The organism is Serratia marcescens, assembly GCF_006715005.1.
GTDB classification, from domain to species: Bacteria; Pseudomonadota; Gammaproteobacteria; order Enterobacterales; family Enterobacteriaceae; genus Serratia; species Serratia montpellierensis.
This window is the reverse complement of the sequence record NZ_VFMJ01000001.1, coordinates 385425-401390: the sequence shown is the minus strand read 5'-3', so window position 1 is coordinate 401390 and position 15966 is coordinate 385425. Positions and strand designations below refer to the sequence as shown.

General features: G+C 60.5%; 19 protein-coding genes. 12 read left to right on the top strand and 7 right to left on the bottom strand.

Annotated features, from left to right (window positions below):
• The first annotated feature begins 51 nt into the window (after window positions 1-51).
• Window positions 52-465: a DoxX family protein gene (locus FHU12_RS01870; RefSeq protein WP_016929826.1), complete on the top strand. Its 414-nt coding sequence runs from the start codon at window positions 52-54 to the stop codon at window positions 463-465.
• A 50-nt stretch (window positions 466-515) separates the two neighbouring features.
• On the opposite strand, the gene smrA is transcribed toward FHU12_RS01870, so the two are convergent.
• Window positions 516-1088: a DNA endonuclease SmrA gene (smrA, locus tag FHU12_RS01865; protein WP_141967062.1), complete on the bottom strand. Its 573-nt coding sequence runs from the start codon at window positions 1086-1088 to the stop codon at window positions 516-518.
• 184 nt (window positions 1089-1272) lie between these two features.
• Between smrA and FHU12_RS01860 the strand changes: the two genes are divergently transcribed.
• On the top strand, window positions 1273-1608 hold the full coding sequence (locus FHU12_RS01860; protein ID WP_004928976.1) for an MbeD/MobD family mobilization/exclusion family protein: 336 nt from the start codon (window positions 1273-1275) through the stop codon (window positions 1606-1608).
• A 67-nt stretch (window positions 1609-1675) separates the two neighbouring features.
• The gene (locus FHU12_RS01855) at window positions 1676-2122 is read left to right on the top strand and encodes a DUF1198 family protein (protein WP_025303978.1); all 447 of its coding nucleotides are present in this window, start codon (window positions 1676-1678) and stop codon (window positions 2120-2122) included.
• Window positions 2123-2148: 26 nt separating this feature from the next.
• Here the strand turns inward: FHU12_RS01855 and FHU12_RS01850 are convergent, their stop codons facing one another.
• The 3 genes from FHU12_RS01850 to FHU12_RS01840 form a co-directional block, all read right to left on the bottom strand.
• The gene (locus FHU12_RS01850; protein WP_038872785.1) at window positions 2149-2487 is read right to left on the bottom strand and encodes a DUF2002 family protein; all 339 of its coding nucleotides are present in this window, start codon (window positions 2485-2487) and stop codon (window positions 2149-2151) included.
• Between the two features lie 102 nt (window positions 2488-2589).
• Window positions 2590-3762 (bottom strand): MFS transporter, encoded by a 1173-nt coding sequence (locus FHU12_RS01845; protein WP_141967060.1) that lies wholly within the window; start codon window positions 3760-3762, stop codon window positions 2590-2592.
• Window positions 3763-3856: 94 nt separating this feature from the next.
• Complete coding sequence (locus tag FHU12_RS01840; protein WP_141967058.1) at window positions 3857-4861, bottom strand: helix-turn-helix domain-containing protein; 1005 nt, start codon at window positions 4859-4861, stop codon at window positions 3857-3859.
• Window positions 4862-5011: 150 nt separating this feature from the next.
• Between FHU12_RS01840 and FHU12_RS01835 the strand changes: the two genes are divergently transcribed.
• Entirely contained in the window at window positions 5012-6052 is a 1041-nt protein-coding gene (locus FHU12_RS01835) for an alpha/beta hydrolase family protein (protein ID WP_141967056.1), read from the top strand.
• On the opposite strand, the gene FHU12_RS01830 is transcribed toward FHU12_RS01835, so the two are convergent.
• Window positions 6012-6908: a LysR family transcriptional regulator gene (locus tag FHU12_RS01830; RefSeq protein ID WP_141967054.1), complete on the bottom strand. Its 897-nt coding sequence runs from the start codon at window positions 6906-6908 to the stop codon at window positions 6012-6014. The two genes, FHU12_RS01835 and FHU12_RS01830, sit on opposite strands and share 41 nt — an antisense overlap.
• 105 nt (window positions 6909-7013) lie before the next feature.
• Between FHU12_RS01830 and FHU12_RS01825 the strand changes: the two genes are divergently transcribed.
• Window positions 7014-8396: an MFS transporter gene (locus tag FHU12_RS01825; protein WP_141967053.1), complete on the top strand. Its 1383-nt coding sequence runs from the start codon at window positions 7014-7016 to the stop codon at window positions 8394-8396.
• Window positions 8393-8773 carry a DUF4440 domain-containing protein gene (locus tag FHU12_RS01820; RefSeq protein ID WP_141967050.1) on the top strand — a complete coding sequence of 127 codons (381 nt, stop codon included), beginning with the start codon at window positions 8393-8395 and terminating at the stop codon, window positions 8771-8773. Before FHU12_RS01825 ends, FHU12_RS01820 begins: the two co-directional genes overlap by 4 nt.
• Before the next feature lie 195 nt (window positions 8774-8968).
• Here the strand turns inward: FHU12_RS01820 and asr are convergent, their stop codons facing one another.
• A complete protein-coding gene (gene asr / locus FHU12_RS01815) occupies window positions 8969-9316 on the bottom strand; it encodes an acid resistance repetitive basic protein Asr (protein WP_141967048.1) in 348 nt (115 codons plus the stop codon).
• Between the two features lie 200 nt (window positions 9317-9516).
• On the opposite strand from asr, the gene FHU12_RS01810 reads away from it, so the two are divergent.
• Together FHU12_RS01810 and FHU12_RS01805 are read left to right on the top strand one after the other, a co-directional pair.
• Complete coding sequence (locus tag FHU12_RS01810) at window positions 9517-10491, top strand: nickel/cobalt transporter (RefSeq protein WP_141967046.1); 975 nt, start codon at window positions 9517-9519, stop codon at window positions 10489-10491.
• 95 nt (window positions 10492-10586) lie between these two features.
• Window positions 10587-10895 carry an ElaB/YgaM/YqjD family protein gene (locus FHU12_RS01805; RefSeq protein WP_004928950.1) on the top strand — a complete coding sequence of 103 codons (309 nt, stop codon included), beginning with the start codon at window positions 10587-10589 and terminating at the stop codon, window positions 10893-10895.
• Window positions 10896-10956: 61 nt separating this feature from the next.
• Here FHU12_RS01805 and pdxR read toward each other — a convergent pair whose 3' ends face one another.
• A complete protein-coding gene (gene pdxR / locus FHU12_RS01800; RefSeq protein WP_141967044.1) occupies window positions 10957-12390 on the bottom strand; it encodes a MocR-like pyridoxine biosynthesis transcription factor PdxR in 1434 nt (477 codons plus the stop codon).
• Between the two features lie 95 nt (window positions 12391-12485).
• Here pdxR and FHU12_RS01795 point away from each other — a divergent pair, with 95 nt between their 5' ends.
• The 4 genes from FHU12_RS01795 to nrdE all read left to right on the top strand — a co-directional run bounded on the left by FHU12_RS01795 (window position 12486) and on the right by nrdE (window position 15960).
• Window positions 12486-12917 carry a carboxymuconolactone decarboxylase family protein gene (locus FHU12_RS01795; RefSeq protein WP_141967042.1) on the top strand — a complete coding sequence of 144 codons (432 nt, stop codon included), beginning with the start codon at window positions 12486-12488 and terminating at the stop codon, window positions 12915-12917.
• Between the two features lie 272 nt (window positions 12918-13189).
• The gene (gene nrdH, locus FHU12_RS01790) at window positions 13190-13420 is read left to right on the top strand and encodes a glutaredoxin-like protein NrdH (RefSeq protein ID WP_004928934.1); all 231 of its coding nucleotides are present in this window, start codon (window positions 13190-13192) and stop codon (window positions 13418-13420) included.
• A gap of 9 nt (window positions 13421-13429) precedes the next feature.
• Complete coding sequence (gene nrdI / locus FHU12_RS01785; RefSeq protein WP_004928930.1) at window positions 13430-13834, top strand: class Ib ribonucleoside-diphosphate reductase assembly flavoprotein NrdI; 405 nt, start codon at window positions 13430-13432, stop codon at window positions 13832-13834.
• Window positions 13816-15960 carry a class 1b ribonucleoside-diphosphate reductase subunit alpha gene (gene nrdE, locus FHU12_RS01780; RefSeq protein WP_141967040.1) on the top strand — a complete coding sequence of 715 codons (2145 nt, stop codon included), beginning with the start codon at window positions 13816-13818 and terminating at the stop codon, window positions 15958-15960. The genes nrdI and nrdE overlap by 19 nt, the downstream gene beginning before the upstream one ends.
• Window positions 15961-15966: the final 6 nt, after the last annotated feature.

Below are 15966 nucleotides of genomic sequence, written 5' to 3'. Positions count from 1 at the left end.
ATCTTTAATCAGCAAGACAACATCATTCCGACAGTGGCTAAGGAGTTCGAAATGGGTGATAGCTCAAAAGACGGCGTAATTCTGCTGTCCCGCATATTACTGATGGTTCTGTTTATCATTTTCGGCTGGATGAAACTGGTCAACTTCGGTGCGACCGTCACGGCGATGGAAGGCTATGGCACGCCGATGCCTTATTTGGCGGCGATCGTTGCCGTGGTGGTGGAGTTTATTTTCGGCATCGCGCTTATTCTCGGTCTGTTTACTCGCCCTATCGCGGTCATTTTCGCCCTATACGTGTTGGGCACCGCGTTTATCGGCCATCCGTTCTGGAAAATGACCGGCATGGAAATGATGGGCAATGAAATCAACTTCTTTAAAAACATCAGCATCATTGGCGGCTTGCTGTTGCTGGCGGTAACCGGCGCCGGCCGTTATTCGCTGGACTATAAAATATTTAATAAATAATTCATCGATGGCCGGCGATATTCGCCGGCCATTTTATTTCGGCTATCCTTTCAACGGCTGCGCTTGGCGTGGCGCTCAAAGTTTTCTGCCTTGGCCTGCGCCGATTTGCGCAGCGTGACATAACAGGCGCCCTCGCCGCCGTCGCGCGGTAAGGCGCGGCAAAATGCCTGTACCTGTTCAAACTGTGCCAGCCACTTGGCGAGGTAACTGCGCACGATATTCGGATGGCTTTCGTTCTGCCGCCCGCGACCGTGCACGATCAGCAGCGAACGCAGGTTTTGCGCCTCCGCCTGCATAATGAAACGAAACAGCGCCTGCCGGCTGGCTTCGACCGACTGGCGCAGCAGGTTCAGCGACGCCTGCGGCGGGTAACGGCCGTTGCGCAGCTTGTCCAGCACGCCCTGCTGAATGCCTTCCCCTTTGAACTCCAGCGGCTGTTCGCAGGGGATCACCTCGAGAAAATCGGTGCTGAGGAAGTTTTCCTGCCGCAGCCGCTGCGCTTCGCGCCGCGCGCTTTTGTCCACCGCCTCCTGCGGCTTGAGGTACAGCGTCTGCCGTCCGCTCTCCAGCGGCACCACGTCCGCCATCGCCTGTTCAAAAAAGTCTTTTTCCTGCTCGCTCATGTTCCACCTCTCTTGAACGGCAGCCTTTACGGCTGGGAATGGGGTCGATTGTAAGTCGCCTTGGCGCGGTTGCAAGCCGGGAATTGTCAGCGGCATTTGTCTCATTTGTCGTCAACGGGTGAGCTTGCGAACAGTTTTCGCTATACTGCTAAGCCATCATTGAGTGCCGCAAAGGATCGAGCCCATGACAATGCGCGAGCTGGAAATCCAGTTTCAAAATGCGATGAATGAGTTGCAGAGCAGCTTCGAACGGCAACACCGCGAATGGCAGCAGAGCTACCAGGCGCTGCAGCAACTGCTGGAAGAAGCCAAACAGCGCGAAGCCGCGCTGCGGGCGCAGAATGAACAACTGGCGCGCAAGCTGAGCACCGCCAGCTCGGTACCGGAACAGCATGCGCTGGTGAAGCAGATCAAAATGCTCGGCGCTCATCTGGACGCGCTGGCCAAAGACGCGGCCACCTTCAATCACCACCTGCGCCAACAGAGCGCGGTCGGTAATTTCAGCGGCGAGCAGCATTGATAGCGGGCGCTGTCGCACAGCGCCTCCCGCCCCTCTTCTGGCGTATTGAGAGTGTAATAAAGCCTAAATGACCTGGATCATCCTCGCCGCCCTGATCGTCGTATTCATTATCGGTTACCGCATCCTGACGTCCGACACCCGCAAAGCCATCGATTCGCTGGCCCATCTGCTGAGGGTCAAACCAATGCTGATCGAATCGATGATCCAGGAAATGGGCGGCCGCCAAAGCCAGACCTTTATTCGCATGCTGAACAACGGCTACACCGAAGAGATGCACCAGGCGGCTTATCTGCTGTTCATCTACCTGACGTTCATCAAACAGGCGGACGACGAACAGATTGCCCTGTGGCGCGACGTGCTGCTGCGCGCCGGGCTATCGCCGGAGCTGCACGCCGAGCACACCGAAGCGGCGCTGTTTTACTTCGCCGAACTGGATATCGATGCGTTTGAACTGGCGCAGTTCCGTCGCGCCTACAACGAGCGTTTCAACCGCGAAGCGTTGGCCCACGGCTGATCGCGTCCCCCAAGGCGGGGGACCGATTACAGGAACATGCTGAAGAGGTAGCGCGACAGCGCTTCGCGCGAGCTGAAGCCGTGTGCGATGCCGTAACGCAGGTTCGGGGCGTCGCCGCTTAAATCCAGGGGAAACTCCAGATACTGCTCGCTGGTGCGCACCGGGGAGGTTGGCGTGGCGAAATGCACGCTTCTCTCTTTCAACGCCGGGTGGATCACCAACGCGGTTCTGCCCATCCGCGCTTCGCGATTCACATACACGTAGTGTGCACCCTTGCGGTAGCCATAGGCCTGATCGGTGACATAATCACGCTCAAAGCCGGTATTCTCCAACACTTTAGCCACTTCATCCGGCCGTAAATACATCGATTCCTCCTATCATTCTGGACCGCTGAGCGACCTTACCGTAATCATTCACCGAAACAATGATTTTCTGGGGAGGAATCCGGGTTTCGGACTATTCCTGAATCAGCTCCGGCTGCGCTGCAGCAGGCGCAGAGTGAGCAACACCCCGAGCGCCACCAGCAGCGCCGCCGCCAGATAGATCGACGGCACGCCCGCTTGCCCAATCAGCAGTCCGGCCAGCGGGCCGGTGATGCCCAGCGCCAGGTCGAGGAACGCCGAATAGGTGCCGAGCGCCGTGCCCTGATTCTGCGGCGGCACCTGTTTCACTGCCTCGACGCCCAGCGCCGGGAACACCAGCGAGAAACCGGCGCCGGCCAGCAACGCGCCGGTTTGCACCATCCAGGGCTCGCCGGCCTGCCAGATCAACAGCAGCCCGACGATCTCGACCAGAAACGACGCCAGCGTCACCTTCAGACCGCCGTGGCGGTTGATGACGTTGCTGAAGATCAGGCGGATGCCGACGAAGGCGCAGCTGAACAGCGTCAGCGAAAACGCCGCGCCGCTCCAATCTTTGTCGGCATAGTAAAGCGTGATGAACGTGGCGATCACGCCGAAGCCGACGGTACCCATCGCCAGCCCGAGACCATAGGCCCAAATGCGACCGAACACCGCGCAAAAGGCGATGCGCTGCCCGGCGGCGATCGAGACGTCCGGCTTGCCGCTCGCCAACAGCAGCGCCACCGCGACCGCCAGCACGATCAGCGCCGCCACCCCGGCCAATCCCCACTGTTGATTCAGGTACACGCCGAGCGGCGCCCCGGCCGCCATCGCCCCGTAGGTGGCAACGCCGTTCCAGGAAATCACCCGCGCGGTATGCATCGCTCCGACCCGGCCGATACCCCACAGCGTGGAACCGGTGCTGGCGAAGCTTTCGCCGACGCCGAGAAACACCCGCCCCACGCACAGCAACAGCAGGCTGAGCCACGGGTAACCGTCAACGCCGAATGCCAGCGCGTAAAACAGGCCGCTGGTGCCGCAGCACGCCAGGCCGAACAGCACCACCTTCTTCGGCCCCAGCTGATCGGCATAGCGCCCAGCGTGCGGGCGGCTGAACAGCGTGGCGAAGTACTGCGCGCTGATGATAAGGCCCGCCAGCACCGAGTTGTAGCCCAGATGCTCATGCACAAATCCCGGCAGCACCGCCAGCGGTAGGCCGATGGTCAGGTAGCAAACGAAGGTGAACATCACCACGGACAGAATGCGTCGGTTCAGCTGGAGGTTATTTTCTGCGGTCATCGAAGGTGGCTCGCATCGGACGGGGTAGACGAAGCGTTCCAGCATACCCCGATGAGATTTGATGATAAATGAGAGAGTGATAACGAATTATTATTTAACTAAGCGTTTGCTGCCTGCGCCATTCGCTGGGGTTGGCACCGTATACGCGCAAGAATTCGCGATTAAAATTCGATTTGGTGGTAAATCCCGACTCATGCATGATTTCGGTTATCGGGCGGTCGCCGACAAGCAGCCTTCGCGCCGCCTCACGGATACGTAATTGGTTCACGTATTGCGAGACATTCATCCCGGCATACTGATTGATGGCCTGCGACACCCGGCGTGCCGGTAATCCGCTTTTGCGCGCCAACAGCGCCAAATTCAGCTCCGGTTGCAAATAAAGATCGTCTTTCAGCAATCGCTGTTGCACCTGAACAAACCAGTGGTGGATCAGGTCATCGTTCACCACGCCGGCTTTAACAGGCTCCGGCGTTTCCTCGACCGGTTGCTCCGCCGGCCGGGTGCGGGACAAGACCAGGTACACGCCCAACGTAAGCAGGAAAGTGTCGACCGTCACCAACAGGCCGGCATGTCGCCCGCCAAACCAGGCAAAATCGAGGGTAATGATCAGCTCCGCTATCGCGACGGTGAACAATAAAATGGCTAACCCACGCCACAGCCGGCAGCAGAGCCAGCTTTCCGCCAACGCCACCTGCTTCAAACTATTCTCACCGCCACGCAGTGCATACCACAAGGCCACGCCGTAACCCGCATCGGCGACAATAATCAACGCATCCAACCAAAATGGCGCATACCGACTGGCCAACAACGTCAGACACAAGGGCGTCAGATGCCAAACATCAGCCAGCCGCAAGCGCCCCTGTGTGCTCATCCGGAAAGTCAGCCAGACCAGCACCGGGATCATGACGGCGCCAATCGGCTGCAACCGGTTGAACTGCGTTAAGTCGTAACCGTAACGCAACCCCACCAGCAGGCTTTGCCATGCGCACAGCAGCAGTAACAGCTGGAAAACCCAACGCCGGGCGCTGGGCCGGCCAAGGCGAAGCAACAGCCCGCAGCACAGCAAGCTGAACAAAAAGGTAACGGGAATGAGCGGCATGCATTACGCCTTATCCAAAGAGACGAAGCGGAAAAGTGTAGGGTGTGAAGTCTATTAAAACAATAATTTAACGACCTTGATCGCGATCGAGGTCGCCGAGAGGCACCGCCGATGTCACCTTTGCGCTTTTGTCGTAATGAGGATGTGAGGATGAAAAAATTACTGTCTCTGTGGCTGCTGCTGTGCACGACGGTCAGCGCATCGCCTTATCAGATCGCCATACATGATGAAGCGTTCTCCCGGGGTTCACGCACGCTCGCCAGCCGTATTTATTATCCCACGGATGCCGAAGGCCCACGACAAAGTGTCGGAGCCAATCCGGTATTCACCGGTATTGCCGGCCAAGTTGACGCACCACCGGCCAAGGGCACCTTTCCGTTGGTGGTGTTCAGTCACGGCAGCGGAGGGAACCATGCCAGCCAGGCCTGGCTGGCGGCAGCGCTGGTTCGCCATGGCGTGGTGGTGATCGCCGCCAACTCACCCGGCAGCACCACCGGCGACTCTATCCCGGCGCAGTCCGTCAATCTTTGGCGGCAAACCGAAGATATCTCCACGCTGATTGACGCTATCCGCGCCTCTCCTCGCTGGGCTGCGCTCGTTAACCCCGATGCCATCGGCGTTGTCGGCCACTCCAAGGGCGGTTACAGCGCCATCGCGGCCATCGGCGGCAGAGTCAGGCTGGCAGATTTCATCGCCGGTTGCCGGCAACGGCCGCAGTCACCCAACTGCCGGTTCTATACCCAGGCCAGGGTTGACCTGACGCAGGTCGCCGCCGATCGGTTCGATGCCGATTATACCGACCCGCGCATCCGCTTTGCCGTCGCCCTCGATCCCGGCATGGTGCCCTATCTGCAGCCGGAGAGTCTGCGCCACCTAAACGCCCCGTTATTGATTATTGAACCGAAAGACTATCTGCCAGACGAGAAAGGCACGCGTTTGGGTGGCGCGTCTCTGGCAGCTAATGGCGGTGAACAGCCTATCCATGCGCAGCGATTAACCCACGGCAATCATTTCGATTTTTTGCCCATTTGCCAACCCAACGGCCGCCACATTTTGGCGTCCGAAGAAAAAGACGCGGAAGTCCTGTGCGCAACCACGCCTGCCCAACGGGAATGGGTACATCAGCAAACGGTGGCGGCCATATTGCCGTTCATTCGCCCCTGGCTACCCGCGCGCGCAGAAAATCGATAAAGGCTCGTACCTTCTCCGGCACGTGACGGGTGTTCGGGTAGAGGGCATAGATGCTCTGCTCGGGGAAACGGTGATCCGACAGCAACCGCTGCAGCCGGCCGGCGTCGATGTCGGGCTGCGCCAGCCACGCCGGCAGCAGCGCCACCCCGGCGCCATGCAGGGTGAACGCCAGCAATGCCGCGGCGCTGTCGCCGGTGAGCGTAGCGGCGTCCGCGACCTTGAACAGCACCGCTTCGCGCTGCGGCGTGACCACCTGCCAGCTCAGCGGCGAACTGAGCCGGCTGTGGGCGATCCACTGCGCCTGCGCCAGATCCGTCAGCGAATGAATCGGCCGGTCGGCCAGATAATCCGGCGACGCCACCGGAAAAATGGCAAAGCTGTCGATCAGCGCCGCGCGGTGGCTGGAATCCGCCAGTTGGCCCAGACGGATCGCCACGTCGAAGCGCTCAGAGATCAGATCGGCATGATAAGAAGAAGAGACATGCTGGATGCGCAGCCGCGGATGCTGTCGCGAAAATGCCGCCAGCGCCGGCACCACCACCTGCGCGCCGTATTCCGGCGTGCTGGTGATGCGCAGCACGCCGCTCAGCCCGTGATGATCGCGACGCACGTCGTCCAGCACGTTTTCCGCCTCCTGCAGCAGCTGCAGGCTGCGCTGGTAGAAGCGTTCGCCGGCATCGGTCAGCGACAGCCGTCGGGTGCTGCGCGCCAGCAGTGACACCCCCAACTCGTTCTCCAGCTGCTTGACGTTAAAGCTCACCACCGCCTTGGTTTGCCCCAGCGCCGCCGCCGCCGCGGTAAAGCTGCCCGCTTCCACCACCGCCGCGAAGATCGCCAGGCGCTGCAAATTCAGCATTTCGCCGCCCTTATTGTCAAAATCATTTTGACAGTGTAATCGCCCGCCGCCGATTTATCCGCACTTTTCCCCCCGATACACTGCTCGCCTTCAACCGGAGGCACCATGTCTTATCGCAGTAAAGTGGCAATCGTCTATCTGCTCGGCTTTTTCGTCGATCTGATCAATATGTTTATCGCCAACGTCGCCTACCCCGCCATCGGCCAGGCGATGCAGGCGTCGGTCAGCCAACTGGCGTGGGTCAGCAACGGCTATATTCTCGGCCTGACGCTGGTGATCCCGCTCAGCGCCTGGCTGGCACAGCGCATCGGCGGGCGGCGAGTGTTCCTGCTGTCGCTGGCGCTGTTCATGCTGGCTACCCTCGGCGCGGGCAACGCCGACAGCATCGGCGCGCTGATCGGCTGGCGCACCCTGCAGGGCATGGGCGGCGGCTTGCTGATCCCTATCGGCCAGACGCTGACCTACCAGCTGTACCGCAGCCATGAACGCGCCGGACTGTCTGCGGCCATCATGCTGGTGGGGCTGCTGGCGCCGGCGCTGTCACCGGCGCTGGGCGGCTGGCTCGTCGATCGGCTGGACTGGCGCTGGGTGTTTTTCGCTAACCTGCCGCTGGCGGCCCTGGCCCTGGCGCTGGCGGCGCTGTGGCTGCGCGCGGAAACCTCGACGGCGGTGCGTAAACCGCTCGACGGCAAAGGACTGCTGAGCGCCTGCACGGCGTTGACGCTGCTGCTGCTCGGCCTGACCCGGCTGAGCGAGGCCGGTCATCAGACTTCCGGCGCGGCGCTGCTGGCCGCCGGTCTGCTGGTGCTGGCCTATTATCTGCGCCATAGCCTGCGCACCCCGCAGCCGCTGCTGAACCTGCGACTGGTCTCCGATCCGCTGCTGCGCAACGCCATGGCGGTTTATTTGTGCATTCCCGGCCTGTTCATCGGCGTCAGTCTGGTGGCAATGCTGTATCTGCAAAACCAGCTGGGGATGCCCGCCGCCCAGGTCGGCGGCCTGATGCTGCCCTGGGCACTGGCGTCGTTCCTGGCCATCACGCTGACCGGCAAAACCTTTAACCGGCTCGGCCCACGGCCGCTGCTGATCGCCGGCTGCCTGTTACAAGGCGCCGGCATGCTGACGCTGGCACAAACCGATCAGGCCGGGCAGCACGCATTGCAGATCGCCGCCTTCGCCCTGATGGGGTTTGGCGGCAGCCTGTGCAGCAGCACCGCGCAGAGCAGCGCGTTCCTGCAGATCCCCGACGCTCAGTTAGCGGATGCCAGCGCGCTGTGGAACATCAACCGCCAGCTCAGTTTTTGCCTCGGCGTGGCGCTGCTCAGCCTGCTGCTGAATTTGCTGCTGACCGTGTTGCCACCCGCGGCGGCCTACCGTACCTGCTTCATTCTGGCGGGCGCCAGCGTATTTATCCCGCTGCTGCTGTGTCTGCGCCTCGCCAACCGCGCCATCGTGCGCCAACTTAACGCTCAACAGGATGCTTTATGAACCCGTATTTTACCGAAGTGATCGACGCCCACATCGCCATTGAACGCTGGTTAGGCAAAGGCGCCGGAGAAGAGCAGGCGCTGCTGGCGCGCTTTACGCCGGATTTCAGCATGATCGCGCTGAACGGCGCTCCGCTGGATTTGGCCGCGCTGTGCACCTTTTTCCGCGCGCATCGCGCCGCCAAACCGGGATTGGAAATCGAGATAGAAGAGATGAAACTGGTGGCCGAATGGCCGACGGGCGCGGTAGTCAGCTACCGGGAAAAACAGAGCCTGCCGGGACAAAGCGCTACGCTGCGCTATTCCACGGTGGTCTTTGAACGTCAGCCCAACTTACTCAGTTGGCGGCATTTGCACGAAACCGCCGCGGCGCAATAATTACAAAAAGCTGCCGGCCAAAAACAGTTCCCAACCGACGATCACCCCGCACAGGGTTACCGCACTGAAAATGACTTCAAACAGATAGCGATTGATCATCGTTCGTCGCCTCAAAAGAAGACACCCGGAAGAACCGGGTGTCTGGAGTACGGGCTGGAGAGTGCGGAACCTTTCGGTTCCGCAAACATCACTTAATTAAGCTTTTTTACCGGCTTTTTTGTGGTGTTTTTTAGCGGCCTGAGCTTTCTGCACTGGCGCTTTTTTGTGGTGTTTTTTAGCAGCCTGGGCTTTCTGAGCTGGCGCTTTTTTGTGGTGCTTTTTAGCGGCCTGAGCTTTCTGGGCTGGCGCTTTTTTGTGGTGCTTAGCTTTCTTGTGGTGCGTTGCTTTAGCTGGCGCTTTTTCAGCAGCCGCTGGCGCAGCGGTAGTGGTGGTCGCAGCTGGCGCGGTGGTGGTAGCCGGAGCAGTAGCTGCAGTATCAGCAGCGAAAGCAACAGAAGACAGACCCATAGTGGCAGCAACGATCAGCGCTAATACTTTTTTCATCTTTAAATCCTCAGAGTGTTGTTTCGGTAAGCTCCGGTGGAGCCGTTGAAACAGATACTAGTGGAATCAAACTGCCGTTTCCGTGAGTGATTGGTTTCGCCGAGTAACCAAATGTACAACGTTTGTGAACGGCGCTTGTGAACCGCATCGGCGGGTATATGCTGAAGGAAGACGCCCCTCGGTACAGGCTCGCTCACGCTATGAAAACCGTCTCACTGAAACACGCGCCGGGCCGCTACGCCGGCCTGGCCCTCGCCGGTCTGCTGCTGCTGACGCTGCTCTATCTGTTCGTGCGGCACTGGGCCGAGTTTGTACAGTACTGCATCAACTTCCAGATTTACATGCACCGCTATCTGGTGCTCTATCTGCTGCAGCAGCGCAACCAGCAATACAGCGGCGGGCTGATGCTGACGCTGGCCAGTTTCGCTTACGGCTTCCTGCACTCCATCGGCCCCGGCCACGGCAAGTTCGTCATCACCACTTATCTGGCCACCCACCGCGAACGGCTGAACGCCAGCCGGGCGATCACCCTGCTGGGCAGCCTGATGCAAGGCGTGGTCGCCATTGTGTTCGTGGTGGTGCTGGCGGTGGTGCTCAACCTGTCGATGGGCGATCTCAGCCTCAGCCGTTACTGGGTGGAAAAAGGCAGCGCGGTATTCATCGCCGCCTTCGGCCTGGTGGTGATCCTGCGCGCCGGTGGCTGGCGCTGGCGTCGACGTCGCTCACCGGTCATTCAGGCGCTGCACCCGGCGGACCACGCGCATAGCGCGGCGTGCGAGTGCGGCCACCGGCATCAGCCCGGCGCGACCGAACTGACCGGCGGCTGGCGTAACGCGCTGTGGCTGATCGTCTCCATCGGTATTCGTCCATGCAGCGGCGCCATCCTGATTCTGGTGTTCGCCAACGCCATCGGCATGTTCACCTGGGGGGTGATCTCCGCCATGAGCATGGCGCTGGGCACCGGGCTGTCGATCATGATCCTCGCCACGCTGGTGCACCACGCACGCGAGCGCTTTCTGGCTCATCAACCCGGCCTGACGGGCTATTATCTGGCACAGGCGTCGCGCATCGCCGTGATGCTCGGCGGCGTGATCCTGATCCTGTTCGCGCTGGTGCTGTTCAATTCGGTGATCCCGGTCAGCGCCAACGGCGATTTTATCGCCGCCGGCTGCTAACTAACGCCGGTAAATCGTCGTTTTTTTGCGTGATCGGCCACACAAATATCGGCATGGTCTACACTTAGAAGACATGTGTCGAAATGGAGAGCTGAATGTTTAAGAAAGCGGAAAGAACAGAACGCGATATCGATCAGGATGTGACTCTGTTGGCCGATACGCTGGATGAAGTGTTACGCGAGTCCGGTGACAAGACCAAAGAGGAACTGAAAGAGCTGCACAGCAAGGCGAAAGGCGTGCTGCGCGACGCGCGAGCTCGGTTCAATGGCTCCACCAGTCTGACACAGCATGCGCGCGACGCGGTCGATCAAGCCGACAGCTATGTGCGTGACAAACCTTGGCAGGGCGTAGGGATCGGTGCCGCCGTCGGTATCGTGCTCGGCGTGCTGCTGGCCCGGCGTTAACACCCCTGCAGTCATAAAGATAAAACAGATGTGCGTCTGGCCCGCGGAAATCGCGGGCCGTTTAATTTGTGCGTTTGAACAGCTGCGCCAGCCCCTGCACCGCCCGCTCCGTTTCCTCTCGCCGGCTGAAATTGGCGAACCCCAGCAGTAACCCTTGCCCCGCGGGATGGTCGATTCGCCAGTCCGACAACGCCTGCGCCGCCAGCCCTTGTTGCCATGCCTGCGCCGCCAACAGCGCATCCGCTGTGCCGTCGTGCAGCCGGGCCAACAGCTGAATGCCGCCCTGCTGCGGCACCACCGTCAGCCACGCCCCCAGTTGCCGTTCCAACGCCTGCGTCAGCCACTCGCGCCGCTGGCGGTACAACGGCCGCATGCGTTTCAGGTGGCGGTAGAAATGCCCTTGCCGGATAAAGTCCGCCACGCCGGCCTGCAGCAGCGGTGGGCAACCGCAGCCACGCAGCCGACTGCTGCGTGCGAATGTCTCCGTCAGACCGGCGGGCACCACCAGATAAGCCATGCGCAGCGCCGGGAACAGCGTTTTGCTGAAGGTGCCGGCGTACAACACCCGCCCCTGAACATCGAGGCTTTTCAGCGGCGGCAATGGCCGCCCGTGATAGCGAAACTCGCTGTCGTAGTCATCCTCGAGGATCCAGGCCCTGCGCTGCTGCGCCCAGTCGAGCAGCGCCATGCGCCGCGCCAGGCTGAGCGAGACGCCGAGCGGGCTTTGATGGGTTGGCGTCACCACCGCCAGCCGCGCCTCAGGCGCCGTCAGCATACCCGCGGCCACGTCCATGCCCTGTTCATCCACCGGCACGGCGACCGGCCTGACGCCGGCGGCCAGCAGCAGCGGACGCGTGACCGGATAGCCAGGATCTTCGATCCATACCGCGTCGCCGGCATGTAACAGCGTCTCCGTCACCCAGTCCAACAACGCCGGATAACCGGCGCAGAGGAAAATCTGCTCCGGCCGGCAGCTGATGCCGCGCGACAAATGCAGGTAATGGGCGATCGCCTCACGCAGCTCAGACAGGCCGCCGGCCGGCGGCAGCGCCAGAGAAGCCACCGTGGAACCGCGCAGCTGGCGGGCGACAATGCGCTGCCACAGCGCCCGTGGAAACGCGTCCAGCGCCGGTACCCCCAGTTGGAAAGGCTGCAGCATGCCCTGCGGCTGCAGCGGATCGGGCGCCATTGCCACCAGCGGTGGCACAGCGGAGACCGCGCCCGGCGGCATGTGTGGCAGCTGCGGCGAGACGTAGGTGCCCGCCTGCCCGCGGCTCTGCAAGAAACCTTCGGCAATAAGTTGCGCGTAGGCGCTTTCCACCGTAGCGCGCGCCACGCCCAAATCGCTCGCCAACCCGCGCACTGAGGGCAACCGGCTGCCTGCCGCCAGGCTGCCCTGGGTAATGGCGTCTTTAATCCGCTGGTAAATCTGCCGGTACAGCGGCTCGGCAAGCCGGCTGTCCAGCCGCAGCGAGGTCAGGAAAGTTGGCATCATGGCCCGGTTAAATAATCATTTTATGGCCCTATAGCATAGACCATAAGGCCGCTAAAGTAGCGGCATGATTTCGTTACTACCGATTGAGGTTGACCATGATTAAGCAACGTTTGAACTATGCCGAGCTGGCGCCCGCCCCGTACAAAAATATGGTGAGCGCGCTGATGGCGCTGGAGAAAGGTGCCCTGGACAAGGCGACCATCGAGTTGATGTTTATGCGCGTTTCGCAGATCAACGGCTGCGCCTACTGCCTGGACATGCACGGCAAAGCGCTGCGTGAAAGCGGCTTCAGTCATGCCAAGCTGGATACGCTGGCGGGCTGGCGCGTCAGCCATGAATTCAGCGAGCGCGAGCGCGTCGCGCTGGAATGGGCCGAGTCGGTGACGCTGATCGCCGCCACCGGCGCGCCGGACAGCGCTTTCGAGGCGCTGAAAGCGCACTTCAGCGATACCGAGATCGCCGATCTGACTTTCGCCATCAGCATCATGAACGCCTTCAATCGTCTGGCCGTCAGCATGCGTCAGTAATGCGCTCGACTCCCCCTCTTCACTGAGAGGGGGAATTTCTCACCCGCAAAAAATTTTTCCCTCGCCTTTTCCAGCCCCGGCGCGGCCTGCGCACCCAACCCCACAAAACACCATATATAGCGTGGTTGATAAAACAAATATCTACATATAGTATTTTATGGGTCAGCCGCAGGGAATGTCGTTCGGTTGATAACGCCGTCAGAAACGCCAGGAACGATGCTCCGTTATCTGACTTGCCCGCCTTTCCTTCAGCCTAAAGGTAAATGCGAATCATGAGCATTATTATTTACAGTAAGCCGGACTGTGTCCAGTGCAACGCCACTTATCGCGCATTTGATAAACAGGGGATTGATTATCAGGTGATCGACCTCACCCAGGATCAGCAGGCGCTGAACCACGTTAAATCCTTAGGTTATCAGCAGGTTCCGGTGATTATCGCCGGTGACGACCACTGGTCCGGTTTCCGGCCGGACAAAATCGGCGCGCTGGCGCTCACCTGCTGAGGCTCGACGATGAATCCGCTGGTCTATTTCTCCAGCAGTTCGGAGAACACCCATCGATTCGTTGAGAAACTGGGCCTGCCGGCGATCCGCATTCCGATCGCCGGCGCCCGCAGCAAATTGCTGATGGAACAACCCTATATCTTGATCGTACCCAGCTATGGCGGCGGCAGCGCCGTCGGCGCGGTGCCGATCCAGGTGATCCGCTTTCTCAACGTTCCGCAAAACCGTTCATACCTGCGCGGCGTCATCGCCGCCGGGAACACCAACTTCGGCGCAGCGTACGGCATCGCCGGCGACATCATCGCCAAAAAATGCCAGGTGCCTTTTTTGTACCGCTTCGAGCTGCTCGGCACGACGCAAGACGTTGAAAACGTTAGACAGGGAGTAACCGCATTTTGGCAACGACAGAACTGACCAGGCCCGAGACGGGCGCGCTGGATTACCATTCGCTCAACGCGATGCTCAATCTTTACGATGCGGAAGGCCGGATCCAGTTCGATAAAGATCGGCTGGCGGCGCGGCACTACTTCCTGCAGCACGTCAACCAAAACACCGTGTTCTTCCATAACCTGGAGGAAAAGCTGCGCTATCTGGTGGAGGAAGGCTACTACGAGCCGCAGGTGCTGGCGCAGTATGAATTCCCGTTTATCAAGCAGCTGTTCCAGCAGGCCTACGCCAAGAAATTCCGCTTCGAGACCTTCCTCGGCGCCTTCAAGTACTACACCAGCTATACGCTCAAAACCTTCGACGGCAAGCGCTATCTGGAGCGTTACGAAGATCGGGTGTGCATGGTGGCGCTGACGCTGGCGGCGGGCGACACCGCCCTGGCACAGGATCTGGTGGAGGAGATGATTTCGGGCCGCTTCCAGCCGGCCACGCCGACTTTCCTCAACTGCGGCAAACGCCAGCGCGGTGAGCTGGTCTCCTGCTTCCTGCTGCGCATCGAAGACAATATGGAGTCGATCGGCCGGGCGGTGAACTCCGCGCTGCAGCTGTCGAAACGCGGCGGCGGCGTGGCTTTCATGCTGAGCAATATTCGCGAAGTGGGCGCGCCGATCAAGCGCATCGAGAACCAGTCCTCCGGCGTCATTCCGATCATGAAAATGCTCGAAGACGCCTTCTCCTACGCCAACCAGCTCGGCGCGCGCCAGGGGGCCGGCGCGGTGTATCTCAACGCCCACCACCCGGACATTCTGCGTTTTCTCGACACCAAGCGGGAAAACGCCGACGAGAAGATCCGCATCAAGACGCTGTCGCTGGGGGTAGTGATCCCGGATATCACCTTCGAGCTGGCGAAGAACAACGAAGAGATGTACCTGTTCTCGCCCTACGACGTCGAACGGGTGTATGGCACGCCGCTGTCTGAAATCAGCGTCAGTGAAAAATACCGCGAGATGGTGGACGACAAGCGTATCCGCAAGTCGCGCATCAACGCACGCGAATTCTTCCAGGTGCTGGCGGAGATCCAGTTCGAATCCGGCTATCCCTACGTGATGTTCGAGGACACGGTCAACCGCGAGAATCCGATCGCCGGGCGCATCAACATGAGCAATCTGTGTTCGGAGATCCTGCAGGTCAACCGCGCCAGTACGTATCACGAAGATCTGAGCTACGATCGCATCGGCAAGGACATCTCCTGCAACCTCGGCTCGCTGAACATCGCCAAAACCATGGACGCGCCGGACTTCGGCAAGGCGATCGAGACCGCGATCCGCGCGCTGACCGCGGTGGCCGACATGAGCGATATCCGCTCGGTGCCGTCGATCGCCGAAGGCAACCGCAGCGCCCGCGCCATCGGCCTCGGCCAGATGAACCTGCACGGTTACCTGGCGCGCGAGCGCATCTTCTACGGCTCGGAAGAAGGCATCGACTTCACCAATCTCTATTTCTATACCGTGGCCTATCACGCCATCCGCGCCTCGAACCGGCTGGCGATCGAACGCGGCGGCACGTTCGACGGCTTTGAGCACTCTCGCTATGCCAGCGGCGAGTACTTCGACAAGTACACCGAGCGCGACTGGCTACCGCAGACCGAGCGGGTGCGCGAGCTGTTCGCCGCCGCCAACATCGCCATTCCGGGCCGCGACGAGTGGCGCGCGCTGCGCCAGTCGGTGATGATGCACGGGCTGTACAATCAGAACCTGCAGGCGGTGCCGCCGACCGGTTCCATCTCGTACATCAACAACGCCACCTCCAGCATCCATCCGATCGTCTCGCGCATCGAGATCCGCAAGGAAGGCAAGATCGGCCGCGTTTACTACCCGGCGCCGTACATGACCAACGACAACCTGGCGTATTACCAGGATGCCTACGAGATTGGCCCGGAAAAAATCATCGATACCTATGCCGCCGCGACGCAGCACGTCGATCAGGGGCTGTCGCTGACGTTGTTCTTCCGCGATACCGCCACCACCCGCGACATCAACCGCGCGCAGATCTACGCCTGGCGCAAAGGCATCAAGACCATTTACTACATCCGCCTGCGCCAGATGGCGCTGGAAGGCACCGAGGTGCAGGGCTGCGTGTCCTGCGCGCTGTGAGGCAAC